This window comes from Corynebacterium segmentosum (genome assembly GCF_900637825.1).
GTDB lineage: Bacteria > Actinomycetota > Actinomycetes > Mycobacteriales > Mycobacteriaceae > Corynebacterium > Corynebacterium accolens.
Window position 1 is genome coordinate 1,647,988 of sequence record NZ_LR134408.1, and the last position, 16,921, is coordinate 1,664,908.

A 16,921-nucleotide genomic window follows, 5' to 3' on the forward strand; every position below is an offset into this window, starting at 1 on the left:
CAACAAAACCCTCCCCTTTTTTACAAAGGGAAGGGCATGTCATTTCACTGCCGATTAGAAACGCACGGCGTTGTGGATCGGCATGTAGTTCAAGTCGCGCTCCTGCACAGGGGTGCCGGAGTTGAGCGCGTCAATGATGGTGCCGTTGCCGGTGTAGATACCGACGTGGGAAGCGCCACCGTAGTAGGAAATGATGTCACCAGGCTGCAGTTGGTCCAAGGAAACCGGGGTACCGCCAGCGGCCTGAGCCTGGGAGGTGCGCGGAATCTGAACGCCAGCCTGGGAGTATGCCCAGCTGGTCAGGCCGGAGCAGTCGAATGCGCTCGGGCCGGCAGCGCCGTAAACGTACGGCGAGCCAAGGACGGAGCGTGCAGCTTCCAGAGCCTTCTGGCCAACGGTGGACGGTGCCGGAGCAGCCTGCTGCTCAGCAGCGGCAACGAAGTTGTCGCCACCCTGGTTGGAAACCTGACCCAAGGACGGGACGTACTTGTCAATGTTCGGTACCTGGTCAATGTTCGGAACGTTTTCCAGACCGGCAACCTCGAAACGGTAGTCGGTATTAGGAACAACGACCTCAGCAGCCTGAGCGACGCCTGGGGCGGCGACAGCTGCGGTTGCAGCGATAGCTGCAGTAGATGCGATACGACGGGTATTTACAGTGCCCTGACGACGGTGCTTTGCCACGAGAAAAACTCCAAATCTTCCTACGCGTCTACTTTCCCTTGTAGAAAAGCTCTGACCCTGGGGCCTAGTGTTCATTGGAGGGCCGTTCCTTTAGGCCTTCCTCCACTCGGCCCCTCACTAGGAGGAGCCAGATGCGACGCTATAAATTTTCATTTCGTATTGAGCACCTTTTCGGGCGGTAACTCAATGTCTCGAATAGGTTACGAAATCATCACAATCAATGTCCATTCACTGCCCCGGATCTAGCTTTGTTACACGTTCGTTATCTTATTTTGACCAAGCCGAGACAAACCCGGCATATCGAAGATTCAATAAAGCTATTACTGATTTTTAAGGGCCCTACACTGGGACAATAGCCAAGGCTTACCCCGCCTCCGGCAGTTAGCTCTTCCACGAACGAGGGCTTCAACAAGGTCAAAAATTATTATTTGTGACTTTCAACACACACTATGCGTAACAATCACTTTCGTACCATCAGCCTCGTCCTTTAACGCCTTCCGATCGCGTAAAACCGGCCGCCCTATCCAGCGTTATCCCTCCGAATTCTACTGAGCCCGCGAGCCAATTGCGCGCTGACCCCAAGGGGCCACCCCGTGGCTTGTTGCCAAGCACTGGGGCCGGTTCGGTAACGCCGCTTCCACTACCCACCGGGCGAGTAAGGATTGGTCCAGCCCAGTCCCCCGCTTGTACGGCGTCAGTCCCCATAAAAAGGCCTTGGTCCGCCTAGTCTCTGCAGCGGCCGGCAATGCTTGCTTAAAGGCCTAGCCCGAACGAAAACCTCACTGCTGTATCTAAGGGCGGAGAATAACGCCTATATCTCGCGCCTCGAGGAACGCTCTCGTTGTTGGATTGGGTGATTCCCAATCCAAATGTCTGTACAAAGCACAGCGCCCTGAATTTAACCCAGGCGAAATGGCGAAGCCGATACAAACGTGGATCCTGCGACTGCTCTTGGAGACGATACACTCGAAGAGTTTTAGCATTAGTGGAAAGCTGCGACGACGGCCCCAGATGAGGCTCACGCTTCTAGTGGTGATGACTACAGCAGAAAAGCTGCAATTAAGAACTGTGCTAACTGTGTCCAAGAAAGTGAAGCAAAGGGAAAAGAACATATTAGGGCTGGAGGGTGTGCAATAGCTATTCCGAAGCCCTGTAGACCACGCTTAAAGACAAATACCGACTATGGGGCTCGCTCAAAGGCCCATACGCGGAAATCATCCATCCCAGGTTCAGTGGCAAAAGCATGCTCCTAGGACGGCTACCCTACTGCTAACTAACAGGGCTGGCGCTATTCCCTACCGCTAGACAAGGCGTTTCCGCGTGAGCCGGCGTTTGTCGGTACTTCCATTCCTGTATACAGAGGGCGACGAGCTTCTTACTGCCTCGGTAGACCGCTGGCGTGTGCGAGGCGCTCTGCTAAGACTTAGGCAATTATTCGATTTTCGCCTAAAAGAGACGGTCCCAGGTTGCCTGTATTATGTGCCGACTCCTCACTCAATAGCCCAGCAAAAGTAACCCGGGACTCCTTAAGAAAGCAACGGTCCCAAAACTGAAACGAGCCCGCTTACCACCAGGTATTGGTGGCTTAGCGGGCTCGTTTAGTGAGCGTGTATCGAGCTAACCCAAGGAAAGGTTAGATGCGACCGTTTTCCTCGTCATCACGGCGGTTGGCCTCGTTGAGGCGGCGGAACATCTCCGCTTCCTCTTCGTGGTTCTCCTCGTGAATCTCGTGAACGCGGCGCATGAGTTCCAGATCGTCCGGGCTGAAGGTGCCCTGAATCTCGGAGTCAGCGTAACCGAGGTGGTTAAGTTGCTTCGGCACCTGAGCGCCTGCGTACTCAAGCGGTACTGCGTGGCCGTGCTCATCAACCGGGCCGAGCGGCTGGTGAACCTCAATGAAGGCACCGTTAGGCAGCTGCTTGATGACACCGGTAGCGATACCGTGCTCGAGCACCTCGCGGTCAGAGCGCTGGAGACCAACGCAAATGCGGTAGGTCATGAAGTAAGCAATCGGCGGCAGGACAATCAGGCCGATGCGTCCGACCCAGGTCATCGCATTCAACGAAATCTGGAAGAAGTGCGCAACGTGGTCGTTACCACCGGAGAGAGTAACTAGGAGGAAGAACACGATTGCTGCGGCACCGATCGCGGAACGCGTAGGAACGTCACGTGGACGCTGCAGAAGGTTGTGGTGCGCATCGTCACCAGTGAACTTCTTCTCCAGGAACGGGTAGGTGATAAGCAGTACAACCATCAGGCCACACAACAGCGCAACCCAGAAGGCGGAAGGAATCGTGTAGTTACCCAGGTACAGCTCCCAAGCGGGCATGACACGCGCCACACCGTCAGTCCAGAGCATGTAGATATCGGGCTGGGAACCCGCAGACACCTGTGACGGGTTGTACGGACCAAGCAGCCAGATGGCGTTGATGGTCAGCACACCGGACATCAAAGCCAGCACGCCAGCGACCATCATGCCCATACCAATCGCCTTGGTGGCGAAGACCGGCATAATACGGACGCCAACCACGTTGTTCTCTGCGCGACCCGGTCCAGGGAACTGGGTGTGCTTCTGGAACCACACCATGATCAGGTGGGCCGCGATGAGGCCCAGGATGATGCCAGGGATGACCAGAACGTGCAGGATGTAGAAGCGGTCCAGCATCAAGTCGGACGGGAAGTCGCCGTTGAAGATGGCCCAGTGCAGCCAGGTACCAATGATCGGCAGACCCAGGATGATGGCGGACATAATGCGCAGACCAACACCGGAAAGCAGGTCGTCCGGCAGGGAGTAACCGAGGAAGCCCTCGATCATGCCCAACAGGATAAGGGTGCAACCAATAATCCAGTTAGCTTCGCGGGGACGACGGAATGCACCGGTGAAGAAGATGCGCAGCATATGCGCAACCATCGACATCATGAACAGCAGTGCTGCCCAGTGGTGCATCTGGCGAACGAAGAGGCCACCACGGACCTCGAAGGAAATATCGAGTGCGGTTGCATAGGCGCGCGACATCTCAACGCCGTTCAGCGGTGCGTAGGTGCCGTCGTAGATGACCTTCGTAATGGAAGGGTCAAAGAATAGCGCCAGGTATGTACCGGTTAGTAGAAGAATGATGAAGCTGTACAGCGCCATCTCACCGAGCATGAAGGACCAGTGGGTCGGAAAGACCTTGTTCAGCTGCGTCCTTAGCACGCCGGCGGCGCTGTAGCGCTCGTCCATGTTGTTGCCCATTTGGGCGAGTTTATTGCTCATTATGACTTACGCTCCCAGAATGCCGGACCGACAGGCTCAATGAAGTTGCCTTCTGCAACAAGGTAGCCCTCATCGTCCACCGTGATGGGCAGCTGTGGCAGAGCACGGGCGGCCGGGCCGAAGACCGGCTTACCGTAGTGCAATGCGTCGAACTGCGACTGGTGGCAGGGGCACAGGATTCGGTTGGTCTGTGCCTCGTACAACGACGTTGGGCAACCAATGTGAGTACAAATCTTGGAGTAGGCGTAGTAATCGCCGTGGTGGAAGTTTTCCTGACCCTCACGTTCGATCGCCTTCTGCGCATCGGAGTGGCGCAGACGAATCAACATCACAGCGTTGCGGTTGCCGTGGATGGAGTGCATGTGGTGCTCGTATACGTCGCGCTTAGCGTCGTACTGGTCACCGTCGTTGACGTCTTCTTCCGCGAGCGGGAAGACGGTTTCCATACCGCCGGCAGCCAAGTCCTCGGGGCGAACGCGCACCAAGCGGGTAACGCCTTCGGTGGTGTAGTGTTCGCCGGACTCGCCGGAGTGCTTCTCAGCGATGGTGCCGGTGTCACGAGCGAGGTAAAGCTTTACGCCCTTCTCGTGCATCGTCCAGCCGGAGGTCCACAGCGTGCCGTCACCGGCGTAGTTCACCTCGTGGCGAACCTTCCATGGATTGCGGATTGCGCCGCCAAGCGGGGCGATAACCGTCAAGCCGAAGAGAACGCCTGCACCACCAAGCAGACCTTGGATGGTCTTGCGGCGGCCGAGAGTGGAAGTCTTCCAAGAATCGTTCAAGAGAGCGGTAAGAGTACGGCGGTCAACTTCTTCGGAAGGACCATCGTGGCGACGCTGCACGGAGATTTCTTCCGGCAGGATCTTCTTCACGTACTGAACGATGGCAAAGCCGAGTCCGAAGATGGACAATGCAGCGGTAATACCAAGCAGCGGGGTGTAGAGAGTGTGCCAGACGAGGCCGTCCTCCCCTAGCTGCTTGTACTGCCAAGGCCAGAAGAGGTAGACGCCCAAGAAAGCCAATCCGCCGATAACGGAGAGCGCCAGCCAAATGGCGACATTGCGACCCGCACGCTTTTCCGCGGGGTCACCTTCAACCGGGAAACGCTCCTTGCGGAACGCTACGGTGACATCATCGAGCTCGGTACCAAGTGCAGCAAGTTCATCATTGCTCATCTTATCGAGCTCTGCGTCAGTGTAATTCTTTTTCACATTGCTCATGAGCGCGATCCAATCCACATAGCAGCGGCGCACAGGGCGCTGATACCAATAATCCACATTGCCAGGCCTTCAGCCACTGGGCCGAGACCGCCAAGGTCCCAACCGGCAGGAGACGGAGTCTCTTCTGCAGACTTCAAGTAGGCGATAATATCCTTCTTTTCATCTGCAGTCAGCTGACGGTCAGAGAACTTTGGCATGTTCTGCGGACCGGTCAACATTGCCTGGTAGATTTCCTGCTCATTAGCAGGTGCCAGCTCCGGAGCGTACTTACCGGAGGACAGCGCGCCACCCTGACCGGTGAAGTTGTGGCAGGATGCGCAGTTCATGCGGAAAAGCTCAGAGCCCTTGGCAACGTCTTCGGCCTGAATCTGGCCGTTGTAGTTGGCGCCGCGAAGGGATTCTTGGGCGATGCTTCCATCGTCGTTGTAGACAATGTCTGCGCCGCCGCCGTTAGCAGCAACATAAGCGGCCAGCGCCAAGGTCTGCTGCTCGGTGTAACGAGGAGCCTTGCGCTCTGCCTGAGCGTCGTTGGACATCATCGGCATGCGACCGGAGTGAACCTGGAAGTACACAGAGCCGGCGCCGATACCTACGAGAGAGGGGCCACGGCCTTCGATGCCCTGCAGATTGGCACCGTGGCAAGTGATACAAGCGGTGTCGTAGATGTCCTTACCCTCTTGCACGAGGGCTTGATCATCTTTTTCCGCCGTAGCGACCTGAGCGTCAGGCGTCAAGGCAGAGGCCAAGACGCCAGCGCCGGTCAAACCGATGGCCAAAGCAAAGCCACCTGCAAGGGTGCGCTTCGCCTTGCGGCGACGGCGGGTCTTCTTAGCCGAGGCAGTGGTCTGCTCCACTGCCGCGGACTGCGAATTGTTATCCATCATTTTCCTTTAGATAACTCGAACACGGGAGGACTGTTTTGGGGAGAGGGTCGCCGACACTACTGAATCAAGTAGATAACGGTGAACACACCGATCCACACAACGTCAACGAAGTGCCAGTAGTAGGACACTGCCATCGCGGCGGTAGCCTGTGCCGGCGTGAATTTAGACTTAGCGATACGCGCCAGAATGATTGCAAAGGAAATCAAACCGGCGGTTACGTGCGCAGCGTGGAAGCCGGTGATGATGTAGAACACCGAACCAAAGACGCTGGACTGTACCGTCACGCCTGCGTGAATCAACTCAGCCCACTCAAACGCCATGATGCCCAGGAAGACAACACCCAATACCAGCGTGATGGTGTACCAGAGTCGAAGCTTGTAAACGTCACCCCTTTCTGCGGCAAACACGCCGAACTGCGAGGTCACGGAGGAAGAAATCAACACTGCAGTAATGAGAAAGCCCATTGGCAGGTTGATATGGGCAGTGTGCTCTGCCCAATCGCCTTCCTGGCCGTTCGCTCGCGAGGTGAACCACATCGCGAACAGTCCGGCAAAGAACATCAATTCCTGAGACAGGAACACGATGGTGCCCACGCTGACCATATTGGGTCGGTTCAGCGAGGCAACACGTGGTGCTGTCATACCTTGGTTAGAAACTACGCTCGTCACAGTGGTAATTATGGCCGTTCTGGATCCTAAAGTCACTTCAATTCCCCCCCGCTTTCTCTATTCGGATTTCACCAAATTGCCAGCTACCAATAAGGAAACGAACGAGATCCGTCAACAATAAATACCTGGGAACTTTTTGTATTTTTATCCGACGAGACATCAACGCAGGTGACACACTTAAACTCCGGCTATAGCCGCAATTCCTACGACTCGACCTAGCCGATGCACGATGATCTACCCTTCGCCCGCAACCGGTTTCGGCAAGTTTCTTAGAGAGATAAATCACACGGTGGTTTCCGGGGAAAATGACCCATTTGCAACTTTCGGTTGACCCCCGCAGAAATAGCCGTTTACGTGCTGGGATGCACTTTTGCTGCCCACTTAAAACCTGGGCGCAACCCCTCTCCCCCTCCTCAAAAAAATTTAGAAACCGCGGGAACTTTACCCGTCGATTTCCGACGCGGATCGCCAAAGCCCTCCCCACCGAGGAATGGTGAGGAGGGCTGAGAAGTTTAGGCAGTGGCTGCGACTAGATAATTTCTAGTGCTTTTCCTTAGGCAGACCGTATTGCAAGGACAGGCCGGTGCAGGCAGCAATCAAGCACACGGCACCCAAGGCGATGAGCCAGTAGTACAGGAAGATGACGCCCAGGCCCAAGAAGCCGATGGCACCGGCCATGGCCAGCGGCCAGATGGAGCTTGGGGAGAAGAAGCCCAAGATACCAGCAGAGTCTTCGGTCTCTGCTTCTTCCCAGTCTTCCGGCAGAACGTCGCTGCGGTTATCGGTGAAGTGCAGGTAGCCGCCCAGCATGAGGCAGAGCACGACGGAGAGGAACATGCCCACGATGCCAACCCACTCGGCACCGTAGAGGTAACCATCATCCTTCACGAGGGTGACGCCAAAGATATAAACAATCAGCGAGACGAAAAGGTAGGTCGCGATTGAGTAAAAGACTTTCGATGTAGCACGCATTGTGTAATGTCCTTATCTCTTATGCCGCGGTCTTAACGTAGTTGTCACCATCGGCGGTGTCGCGCTCGCCGGAGAACGGGTGGGTGGTAACTGCGTACGGATCCTGGCCGATTTCCTTCAGCGCCTCGGCGTTGGTGGCGTTCGGGTTCTTCTCGCGGAAGTCCATGTAGGCATTGAAGTCCTCTGGGGACACAACGCGAATCTCGAAGTTCATCATGGAGTGGTAGGTACCGCACATCTCAGCACAGCGGCCAACAAAGGCGCCTTGCTTATCAATCGATTCGATCTGGAAGCTGCGCTCCTGGGCGTTGGCTTCAGGGTGTGCGTACACGTCGCGCTTGAACAAGAACTCCGGTACCCAGAACGCGTGAGAAACGTCAGCGGAAGCCAGACGGAACTCGATGGCGGTATCGGAAGGAAGCACCAGAACCGGAACCTCTTCGGTGGAGCCTACGGTCTCAATCTTGTTGTAGTTGAGGTAGGAAAGGTCACCCTTGGACTTACCGTGAATTGGGTTGGGGTTGTCCACACCCTCAGGGTCATGGGCGGTCTTTTCCGCTTCGGCCTGACGCGCTTCGTCCGCACCGTTGTAGTTTTCACCGTTGACGCGGTTTTCGGCGTAGCCGAACTTCCAGTTCCACTGGAATGCCGTGACGTCAACGGTAACCTTTGGATCCTTATCCAATGCGGTGACCTTCTGCTGGGTCTGCACCGTGAAGAAGAACAAGGTCATGATGATCAGGATTGGAACGATGGTCAGCACCATCTCCAATGGCACGTTGTACTGCGTTTGGCGCGGGAATTCACCCTTGCCATCGCGCTTGGCCTTCTTCGCGCTCCAGCGGAAGATTGCAGTAAGGAAGAGGCCCCACATGACGAAGCCGACAATCCAAGCTGCTACCCAGACCCAGATCCAGAAGTTGTACATTGCCTCAGCCTCAGGGGTCACACCCTTTGGCCAACCGAATCCCAGGAGGTTCTCTACAGCAGTTGGCGCCTGAACGTCACAACCAGCCAGGGCGAGACCGCCTAGGGCAAGTGCGCCAGCTACGCCCGCCTTACGGGCGAAGGTGCGCTTATTACGCTGTCCCACGTGTGTTCTGCCTTTCTGTCCACACAAACTTCTCGAATACTCACAGAGCACCCTTACCCAATCAGAATAATGGATAAATGCTTGGTTCCCAGCCTTTTTGAAGCTTAAAAGGAGACCCAGGGCGCTCAATTTATATCCACATTCCAGTAGGTTACCGCCCCACCTGCACAATGTTCCAACCGTACCCCCAGTCACCGCCTTCACCATGTGCCTTAACTCACAAAGAACAATTCCGGCCATCATCCGAAAGTTCGCACCCTTACGGGGAAGCTGAATTTAAGCTTTTCCGCAGCTTCTTCCAAGCCGTGGCGCTTTCTGGTTTCTACCCCATGCACCGTAAAGTAGGACACCGAGCACTAGTCGCTTAATTAAAAGGAGCTATCTTTACATGTGCGGACTTCTTGGCATGCTCGCGGCCACCGGTGACGTGGACAAATATGTCGACGCGCTGGAGCGGTCGCTTCCTTGCATGCACCACCGCGGACCGGACGCAGCCGGTACTTGGCATGATGGCGACGCCGCCTTCGGCTTTAACCGCCTGTCCATTATCGACCTGGAACATTCCCACCAGCCCCTGCGCTGGGGCCCTGAGGACGAACCAGAGCGGTATGCCCTTACCTTTAACGGCGAGATCTACAACTACGTTGAGCTCCGCGAAGAACTCAAGGCCTTGGGCTATACCTTCTACACGGAAGGCGATGGCGAACCCATTGCGGTGGGCTACCACCACTGGGGCAAGGATGTCGTCGAGCACCTCCGCGGCATGTTTGGCATCGTCATTTGGGACACCAAGACTCAAACCATGTTTGCCGCGCGCGACCAGTTTGGCATCAAGCCGCTTTACTATGCCACCACGGACGCCGGCACGGTCTTTGCCTCCGAGATGAAGTGCATCTTGGACATGGCCGAGGACATTGGTCTAGAACTCAACCTTGACCGCCGCGCCATCGAGCACTACGTGGACCTGCAATACGTGCCGGAACCGGAATCTTTGCACGCCAATATTCGCCGGGTGGAATCCGGCTGCACGGTGACCTTGAAGCCGGGCGAAAAGGTCGTATCCGAGCGCTACTTCAAGCCGCGTTTCCCGGTCCAGCAGGTTCCAGAAGGCGAAGAACAAAAGCTCTTTGCCCGGATTGCAGAAGCGCTGGAGGATTCCGTCGCTAAGCACATGCGTGCCGATGTCACCGTTGGTTCCTTCCTGTCTGGCGGCATCGACTCCACCGCCATCGCTACCCTGGCCAAGCGCCACAACCCGGATCTGCTGACGTTTACCACTGGTTTCGAGCGCGAAGGCTATTCCGAGGTGGACGTGGCCGCGGAATCGGCGGCCGCCATCGGCGTGGAGCACATCGTCAAGATCGTCTCGCCGGAAGAATACGCCGAGTCGATTCCTAAAATCATGTGGTACCTGGATAACCCGGTGGCCGATCCTTCCCTCGTGCCGCTGTACTTCGTGGCCCAAGAAGCCCGCAAGCACGTCAAGGTGGTCCTGTCCGGTGAGGGTGCCGATGAGCTCTTCGGCGGCTACACCATCTATAAGGAGCCGCTGTCGCTCGCCCCATTTGAGAAGATCCCTTCTCCCCTGCGCCAAGGACTAGGCAAGCTCTCCCGCATACTCCCGGATGGCATGAAGGGCAAGTCACTGCTTAACCGCGGCTCCATGACCATGGAGGAGCGCTACTACGGCAATGCGCGGTCCTTTAACTTTGAGCAGATGCAGCGCGTAATCCCATGGGCCAAGCGCGAATGGGATCACCGCGAGGTCACCGCGCCCATCTATGCGCAGTCTGAAGATTTTGACCCAGTAGCCCGCATGCAGCACCTTGACCTGTTTACCTGGATGCGCGGTGACATTTTGGTCAAGGCCGATAAGATCAACATGGCCAACTCCTTGGAGCTTCGCGTGCCATTCCTGGATAAGGAAGTATTCAAGGTCGCAGAATCCATCCCGCACGATCTAAAGATTTCCCACGGCACCACCAAGTATGCACTGCGCAAGGCCATGGAACAGATCGTTCCCGCGCACGTGCTCAACCGCAAGAAGCTGGGCTTTCCGGTTCCCATGCGCCACTGGCTGGCCGGCGATGAGCTCTACGGCTGGGCACAAGACACCATCAAGGATTCCCAGACCGAGGACATCTTCAATAAGAAGGAAGTCCTGGAGATGCTCAAGGAGCACCGCGATGGCGTCTCCGATCACTCCCGCCGCCTATGGACCGTGCTTTCCTTTATGATCTGGCACGGCATCTTTGTGGAAAAGCGCATCGACCCGCAGATCGAGCAGCGCGACTACCCGGTCAAGCTTTAAGCCGAACTGGGCAAAGTTCCACGCTGAGCTTTAAAGACATAAAAAGAGGGTGAGCGCCGCGAAGCGCTCACCCTCTTTCTTTATCCTTCTGTTTAGTTGAAGGAATCGCCACACGCGCAGGAGCCGGTAGCGTTCGGGTTATCGATGGTAAATCCCTGAGACTCGATGGTGTCAGCAAAGTCGATCTTGGCGCCGGTAAGGTATGGCACGGACATCTTGTCCACGACGAGCTTGATGCCACCCACCTCGTCGACCTTGTCGCCATCAAGGCTGCGGTCATCGAAGTAGAGCTGGTAGCGCAGGCCAGCGCAGCCGCCGGGCTGTACTGCGATGCGCAGGGAGAGATCGTCGCGGCCTTCCTGATCAAGCAGGCCCTTTGCCTTTGCGGCTGCGGCCTCGGTCAGAATGACGCCGGTTTCGGAAACTGGAGCGGTCATCACTTCTCCTCAAATGTGTCTTGGTTGCGTAGCCACTACCCTACCCGCATCTACAAGGAGGGAAAAGGTAGCCCATAGTAATAACAACGCCGTGGGCGGGCCTATTCCCCTCTTGGGGTCGAAACCTTGTAGTCTGATCAGCGTGAAACTTCCGTGGCAAAAAGATGACAAGACCTCCCCTGAACCCGCTCCCGTGCAGGAAGAAGTTCAGGAAGAAACCCACCGCAAGGGGTATACCCCGCCGAAGGGTCGTCCCACGCCAAAGCGCCAGGAACAAGAAATCGCGCGCGGCGTGAAGCGCGATCCACATGGGGTATCCGATGCGCAGCGCTATAAGCGCCGCAAGGAACTCAAAAAGTCCATGAGCAAGGACGAATGGAAAGAATATAAAAAGCAGGAGCGCAAGGAGCGCAACCAGCGCAACCGCGAAAGCCAAGAGCGCATGGCCGAAGGCGATCCACGCTTCCTCCCTGCCCGCGATCAGGGCGAAGAGCGCGCCTACGTGCGCGATTGGATCGATGCCCGCCGTACGCTTTCGGAATGGGTCATGCCGATGGCGCTTGCCCTTATCGTCGTGGTCTTTGTGACCTATGCGGCCCCCAGCATCGCCGGCCTCATCAATGCGATTGCCATGGTGGTCATCCTCATTTTCGCCATCGATGGCATCTGGCTGGGTCGCCGCGCTAATAATGCTGTCCGCAAGAAGTTCCCCGGCACCACCGCCACCGGCTTTGGCCTGGGATTCTACGCATTTTCCCGCGCCAGCCAGCCCCGCAAGTGGCGCATTCCTCGCCCGCGCGTAGAGCGCGGGGCCGACGTTTAAGGAAGCACACTGATGGCTGATTCCCTGCAGCTTTATCCCTATGGCCGGCTAAGCGATGCCGCACAGTGGCTCGCCGCCTGCCAAGATCGATCCCCCGCTTCCGAGCCACAGCGGGTGCGGGCCGTAATTTTCGCCGAGGACGGTGAAGGGATCCCCCTGGCCACGGAGACCGCGGCGCGGCGGGTTGGGGCCAGCATTAATTCTGTCACGGTGACGGATTGCTCCACCGCCTATGACTTAGGAGTGCAGGCGGCGGATGCGGAAATCGATGGCGGTGCGGATCTGCTCATTCCGGGCGGCATCGACAGCACGCAGGTTGCCGCGGCCGCCATGGGGGTGATGGCGCAGGAGGAGCCGGTGGTGGTCGTCGGCAAGCAGCCGAGCGTCGAGGACTGGAAGACGAAGGTTGCGGCCATTCGCGATTCCATGTTTCGGATGCGCGGCCTGACTGGGCGGGATCTCATTAAGGCCTGCGGCTCCCCCGTATTGGCCGCGCTGGTGGGTTTTATGTCCCAGGCGGCTAGGCGGCGCACGCCCCTGCTTGTCGATGCCCCCTTAACCGCCACCGCCGCCCTATGCGCTGCTGCAGACACGCGGATCCATGACTGGCTCCTTGCCACCAATATCTCGCCGCAGCCGGCTCACCGGCTGGCCTTAAAGAAGCTGCGGCTGGATCCCCTGCTGGATCTGCAGATGGAGCCGGTGCCGGCGCTTGGCGCCTTGGCCGCCCTACCCCTGGTCTTGCTCGGCGTGGAAATTACCGCGGACGCGACGCAGCCAGAGGCCTAACTGCGCGGCGCAGGTCCGCCTCGCGCCGCTTCACGCCTGGCGCGCTAGACCAAAGTGTGCAACCAGCCGTGGGCATCCTCCACGGCGCCGCGCTGGATACCGGTCAGACGCTCGCGCAAGGCCATGGAGACCTCGCCGGCCTCGTTATTATTGACGCTGAAATCGGTATCCTCACCAAGCACGCGCCCCACCGGCGTGATGACGGCGGCGGTACCGCAGGCAAAGGCCTCGGTCATCTCACCGGATTCCACATCGCGCTGCCATTCTTCGGCGGTGATGCGCCGCTCGGTAACCTCGTAACCCATGTCTTCGGCGACCTGCAGCAGGGACTGGCGGGTAATGCCGGGCAGCAGGGATCCGGACAGCGCCGGGGTGACGATCTCGGCGTCGTCGCCGGTGCCGTAGACGAACATGAGGTTCATCCCGCCCATTTCCTCGATATACCGGCGCTCGATGGCATCCAGCCACACCACCTGGTCACAGCCCTTTTCTTCGGCCTGGTCCTGCGCCAATAAGGAGCCGGCGTAATTGCCGGCGAATTTCGCGGCACCGGTTCCGCCCGGCGCGGAGCGGACATAGTCGGTAGATAACCACACCGAAACAGGCTTAATGCCGCCACTGAAATACGCACCGGCGGGCGAGGCCAAGAGGATGAAGCGATAAGCATTGGCCGGGTGCACGCCCAGCGATACCTCGGTCGAAATCATAAAGGGGCGCAGGTAGAGCGATGCTTCCCCGCCTGCCTCTGGGACCCAGCTCTTATCGATGTCCACCAGCTGGCGCAGCGCCTCGATGAACTCTTCTTGCGGTAGCTCGGGCATCGCCAAGCGCTGCGCCGAATTGATAAAGCGTTGCGCGTTTTGCTCGGGGCGGAAGGTAACGATGGAGTCATCGGGCTGGCGGTAGGCCTTAATGCCTTCGAAGACGGCCTGGCCGTAGTGGAAGACGTTGCTCGCCGGGTCCATCGTGAGCGGGCCGTAGGGGCGGACTTGCGCGTCGTGCCAGCCCTTGTCCGTGGACCAATCGATGGTGACCATGTGGTCCGTAAAGTGCTGGCCAAAGCCGGGATTGGCCAGGATATTATCTAAATCTTCTGCCGCTGTTGGTTGATTCGTACGGGTAATCGTGTAATCAAGCATGCCCACAATCTACTCCTTTTATCTATAGCCGGGTAGGAATATGTTCACTCTAGCGCGGTATCATGGGCAGAAGTTTCATTAGTACCAATTAAAAAGGAGGACTTTATGTCTCAGCACGCTGGACCCACACGTGGGGCATTTTCGGAGCTTAAGCTAGAAAAGAAGGCCCCGAAGAACGCGCAGGCCCTACTCATCGCCGCATTTAAGGGCGAGGAGGGCATTGAGCTTCCAGGCACCTCACTGCTCAAGCCGGCCGCGCTGCGCGAAGCATACGAGTCCCTTATCGCCGTGGGGGCAACCGGCAAGGCCAATGAGGTCACCCGCATCCCGGCACCTAAGAAGGCAGAGGTCGATTCCATCATCGCCGTCGGCCTTGGCGATGCCGAGGACCTCGATGCAGAAACCTTGCGCCGCGCCGCCGGCAGCGCCGCACGCTCGATTTCCAAGGTGGAAGAGGTAGCCACTTCCTTGGGCGATTTCGGAATCGCTCCCACGGTAGAAGGCCTCATCTTGGGCGGCTACAAATTCCAGGGGCTGCGCTCTAAGCCTGGCAAGGATTCCGAGCAGCCAGCCGCCTTTACCGTGGTGGCAGAAAAGTCCGCCCGCGAGGAGTTCGAGGCGGCCAAGATCACCGCGGAGTCCGTGGTGATTGCCCGCGACCTGGTCAATACCCCGTCCAACCTGCTGTACCCGGAGTCTTATGCAGACTTCCTCTCCGCCCAGGCTAAAGAAGTTGGCCTCGAGGTGGAAATCCTGGATGAAAAGGCGCTGCAGAAGCAGGGCTTTGGCGGCATTACCGCCGTTGGCCGCGGTTCCGCTCGCCCGCCGCGCCTGGTGCGCCTGAGCTGGAACCCGAAGAAGGCGAAGAAGCACGTGGCGCTCGTGGGCAAGGGCATCACCTTCGATACCGGCGGCATTTCCTTGAAGCCGGGTTCTGGCATGTGGGACATGATTTCCGATATGGGCGGTTCCGCCGCCATGGCCGCCTCCATCATCGCTGCGGCCAAGCTCAACCTGCCGGTGAAGATCACCGCTACCCTGCCGCTGGCAGAAAACATGCCGGGCGATAACGCCACCCGCCCAGGCGATGTCATAACCCACTACGGCGGCATTACCTCTGAGGTTCTCAATACCGATGCGGAAGGCCGCCTCGTGCTTGCCGATGCCATCGCGCGCGCCAGCGAGGATAAGCCCGACTTCCTCATCGAAACCGCCACGCTAACCGGCGCCCAGATGGTCGCCCTAGGCGAGCGCACCGCGGGCGTCATGGGTTCGGAAGACTTCCGTGACCGCATGGCGGGCATCGGCCGCGAGGTCGGCGAAAATGCCTGGGCCATGCCGCTATTGGAAGAACACGATGAATCCGTGAAATCCGCCAGCGCCGATATCCGCAATATCAACGCCAAGCGCGAGGGCGGCATGGAATACGCCGGCACCTACTTAAAGCAGTTCGTGGGCGAGGGCATCGAATGGGCACATATCGATGTCGCCGGGCCTTCCTTCAATACCACCGGCGCTTATGGCTATACGCCAAAGATGGGTACGGGCGTTCCCACCCGCACCGTCATCGCTGCCCTACGCGAGATTGCTGAATCAAAGTAATACCTCACGTAGCCGCCTGGGCCTAAAATAGCGGAGTTATGAACACTGCTTTAATCATCGTTGATGTCCAACACGATTTTTGCCCAGGCGGCGCGCTTGACACCGATCGCGGCAACGAGGTTGCAGAGAAGATCTCTTCTTTGCAGTCCGAGTATGACACCGTCGTTGCCACGCAGGACTGGCACATCGATCCGGGTTCCCACTTTGCGGAGGACCCGGATTTTGTCGATTCCTGGCCGGTGCACTGCGTCGCCGATTCCTATGGGGCTCAGATGCACGAGGCCATCGGTCCTGCGCAAGCATATTTTCGTAAGGGCGAATACACCGCCGCGTACTCCGGCTTTGAGGGCGCAGCACACGGCGTATTGCTGGCGGAGTGGCTGCGCGAGCACGATATCGACGCAGTAGATATCGTCGGCATCGCCACGGATCACTGCGTGCAGGCAACCGCGGCGGATGCTTTAAAGGAAGGCTTTTCCGTCCGCGTCTTAAGCGAGTATTGCTCTCCTGTTGATCCAGATCGCGGGGATGCCGCCCTAGCGAAGTTAGGAAAGGCCGGCGCCACCATCGTCTAGGCCGATTAACTTAAGTCCTGCCCCGAATCAGGGTTTTCGCCGCGCTCAAAGCGGGCGCGGCGAAGGCGCTGTTCTTCCCTTTTACGCAAGATGCGTTGGCGTTCCATGCGCTCGCGCATGCGTTGGGGGTACCCGGTTTCTTCGACATCAAAAACGTCGCACTGCAACAGTTTTCCTACCGCGTCAATCCCCTTCGGCCCGCCGATGCGCCGGCGAATAAACTCACCCTTTTCATCCACAACGACCACGGACATTTCATTGACCACGGTCTCTGGCTCGATAAATGCCTCAATAAATGCCTTATCGGCGGCCCACATTTTGAGCTCTTGTTCATCTTCTGGGCGGATAGTTTCTCCCGGACCGCGGGGCGGTCGCAGTGGCGATCGGGACTTATTGCGGCGGAAGAGGTTGAACATAACCCACTAGTTTACCCGCATGGAGGGTATTACTAACCCCACTACTGCACGA

Annotated in this window: 15 protein-coding genes; 5 read left to right on the forward strand and 10 right to left on the reverse strand. The window is 57.7% G+C overall.

All coding sequences use genetic code 11. From position 1 onward, the window contains the following. Positions 1–54 precede the first annotated feature (54 nt). The 7 genes from EL217_RS07880 to EL217_RS07915 all read right to left on the reverse strand — a co-directional run bounded on the left by EL217_RS07880 (position 55) and on the right by EL217_RS07915 (position 8,777). A complete protein-coding gene (locus EL217_RS07880) occupies positions 55–684 on the reverse strand; it encodes a C40 family peptidase (protein WP_005278362.1) in 630 nt (209 codons plus the stop codon). A gap of 1,633 nt (positions 685–2,317) precedes the next feature. Next, positions 2,318–3,940, reverse strand: a complete 1,623-nt coding sequence (locus EL217_RS07890) for a cytochrome b (RefSeq protein ID WP_023030473.1) — start codon at positions 3,938–3,940, stop codon at positions 2,318–2,320. Beyond that, positions 3,940–5,160, reverse strand: coding sequence for a ubiquinol-cytochrome c reductase iron-sulfur subunit (locus tag EL217_RS07895; protein ID WP_023030472.1), 1,221 nt, complete (start codon positions 5,158–5,160; stop codon positions 3,940–3,942). The genes EL217_RS07890 and EL217_RS07895 overlap by 1 nt, the downstream gene beginning before the upstream one ends. Continuing rightward, entirely contained in the window at positions 5,157–6,044 is an 888-nt protein-coding gene (locus tag EL217_RS07900) for a c-type cytochrome (protein WP_005283937.1), read from the reverse strand. Before EL217_RS07900 ends, EL217_RS07895 begins: the two co-directional genes overlap by 4 nt. A gap of 56 nt (positions 6,045–6,100) precedes the next feature. After that, positions 6,101–6,685 (reverse strand): cytochrome c oxidase subunit 3, encoded by a 585-nt coding sequence (locus EL217_RS07905; RefSeq protein ID WP_197719670.1) that lies wholly within the window; start codon positions 6,683–6,685, stop codon positions 6,101–6,103. Between the two features lie 567 nt (positions 6,686–7,252). Beyond that, a complete protein-coding gene (locus EL217_RS07910) occupies positions 7,253–7,684 on the reverse strand; it encodes a cytochrome c oxidase subunit 4 (RefSeq protein ID WP_005278348.1) in 432 nt (143 codons plus the stop codon). A 19-nt stretch (positions 7,685–7,703) separates the two neighbouring features. Continuing rightward, complete coding sequence (locus EL217_RS07915; RefSeq protein ID WP_005278347.1) at positions 7,704–8,777, reverse strand: cytochrome c oxidase subunit II; 1,074 nt, start codon at positions 8,775–8,777, stop codon at positions 7,704–7,706. A 388-nt stretch (positions 8,778–9,165) separates the two neighbouring features. On the opposite strand from EL217_RS07915, the gene asnB reads away from it, so the two are divergent. Further along, positions 9,166–11,088: an asparagine synthase (glutamine-hydrolyzing) gene (asnB, locus tag EL217_RS07920; protein WP_023030471.1), complete on the forward strand. Its 1,923-nt coding sequence runs from the start codon at positions 9,166–9,168 to the stop codon at positions 11,086–11,088. 92 nt (positions 11,089–11,180) lie between these two features. On the opposite strand, the gene EL217_RS07925 is transcribed toward asnB, so the two are convergent. Continuing rightward, the gene (locus tag EL217_RS07925; RefSeq protein ID WP_005283948.1) at positions 11,181–11,525 is read right to left on the reverse strand and encodes a HesB/IscA family protein; all 345 of its coding nucleotides are present in this window, start codon (positions 11,523–11,525) and stop codon (positions 11,181–11,183) included. Between the two features lie 142 nt (positions 11,526–11,667). Between EL217_RS07925 and EL217_RS07930 the strand changes: the two genes are divergently transcribed. Both EL217_RS07930 and EL217_RS07935 read left to right on the forward strand, forming a co-directional pair. Beyond that, positions 11,668–12,348, forward strand: a complete 681-nt coding sequence (locus EL217_RS07930; RefSeq protein WP_005278343.1) for a DUF3043 domain-containing protein — start codon at positions 11,668–11,670, stop codon at positions 12,346–12,348. A gap of 12 nt (positions 12,349–12,360) precedes the next feature. Next, positions 12,361–13,137: a nicotinate-nucleotide--dimethylbenzimidazole phosphoribosyltransferase gene (locus tag EL217_RS07935; RefSeq protein ID WP_023030470.1), complete on the forward strand. Its 777-nt coding sequence runs from the start codon at positions 12,361–12,363 to the stop codon at positions 13,135–13,137. A 44-nt stretch (positions 13,138–13,181) separates the two neighbouring features. Here the strand turns inward: EL217_RS07935 and EL217_RS07940 are convergent, their stop codons facing one another. Continuing rightward, positions 13,182–14,276 (reverse strand): branched-chain amino acid aminotransferase, encoded by a 1,095-nt coding sequence (locus tag EL217_RS07940; protein WP_034658261.1) that lies wholly within the window; start codon positions 14,274–14,276, stop codon positions 13,182–13,184. 105 nt (positions 14,277–14,381) lie between these two features. Here EL217_RS07940 and EL217_RS07945 point away from each other — a divergent pair, with 105 nt between their 5' ends. Then, complete coding sequence (locus EL217_RS07945; protein ID WP_126319442.1) at positions 14,382–15,878, forward strand: leucyl aminopeptidase; 1,497 nt, start codon at positions 14,382–14,384, stop codon at positions 15,876–15,878. Positions 15,879–15,916: 38 nt separating this feature from the next. Then, positions 15,917–16,453 (forward strand): isochorismatase family protein, encoded by a 537-nt coding sequence (locus EL217_RS07950; protein WP_126319444.1) that lies wholly within the window; start codon positions 15,917–15,919, stop codon positions 16,451–16,453. A 5-nt stretch (positions 16,454–16,458) separates the two neighbouring features. Here EL217_RS07950 and EL217_RS07955 read toward each other — a convergent pair whose 3' ends face one another. Then, positions 16,459–16,869, reverse strand: coding sequence for a hypothetical protein (locus EL217_RS07955; RefSeq protein ID WP_005283964.1), 411 nt, complete (start codon positions 16,867–16,869; stop codon positions 16,459–16,461). Between the last annotated feature and the right edge of the window lie 52 nt (positions 16,870–16,921).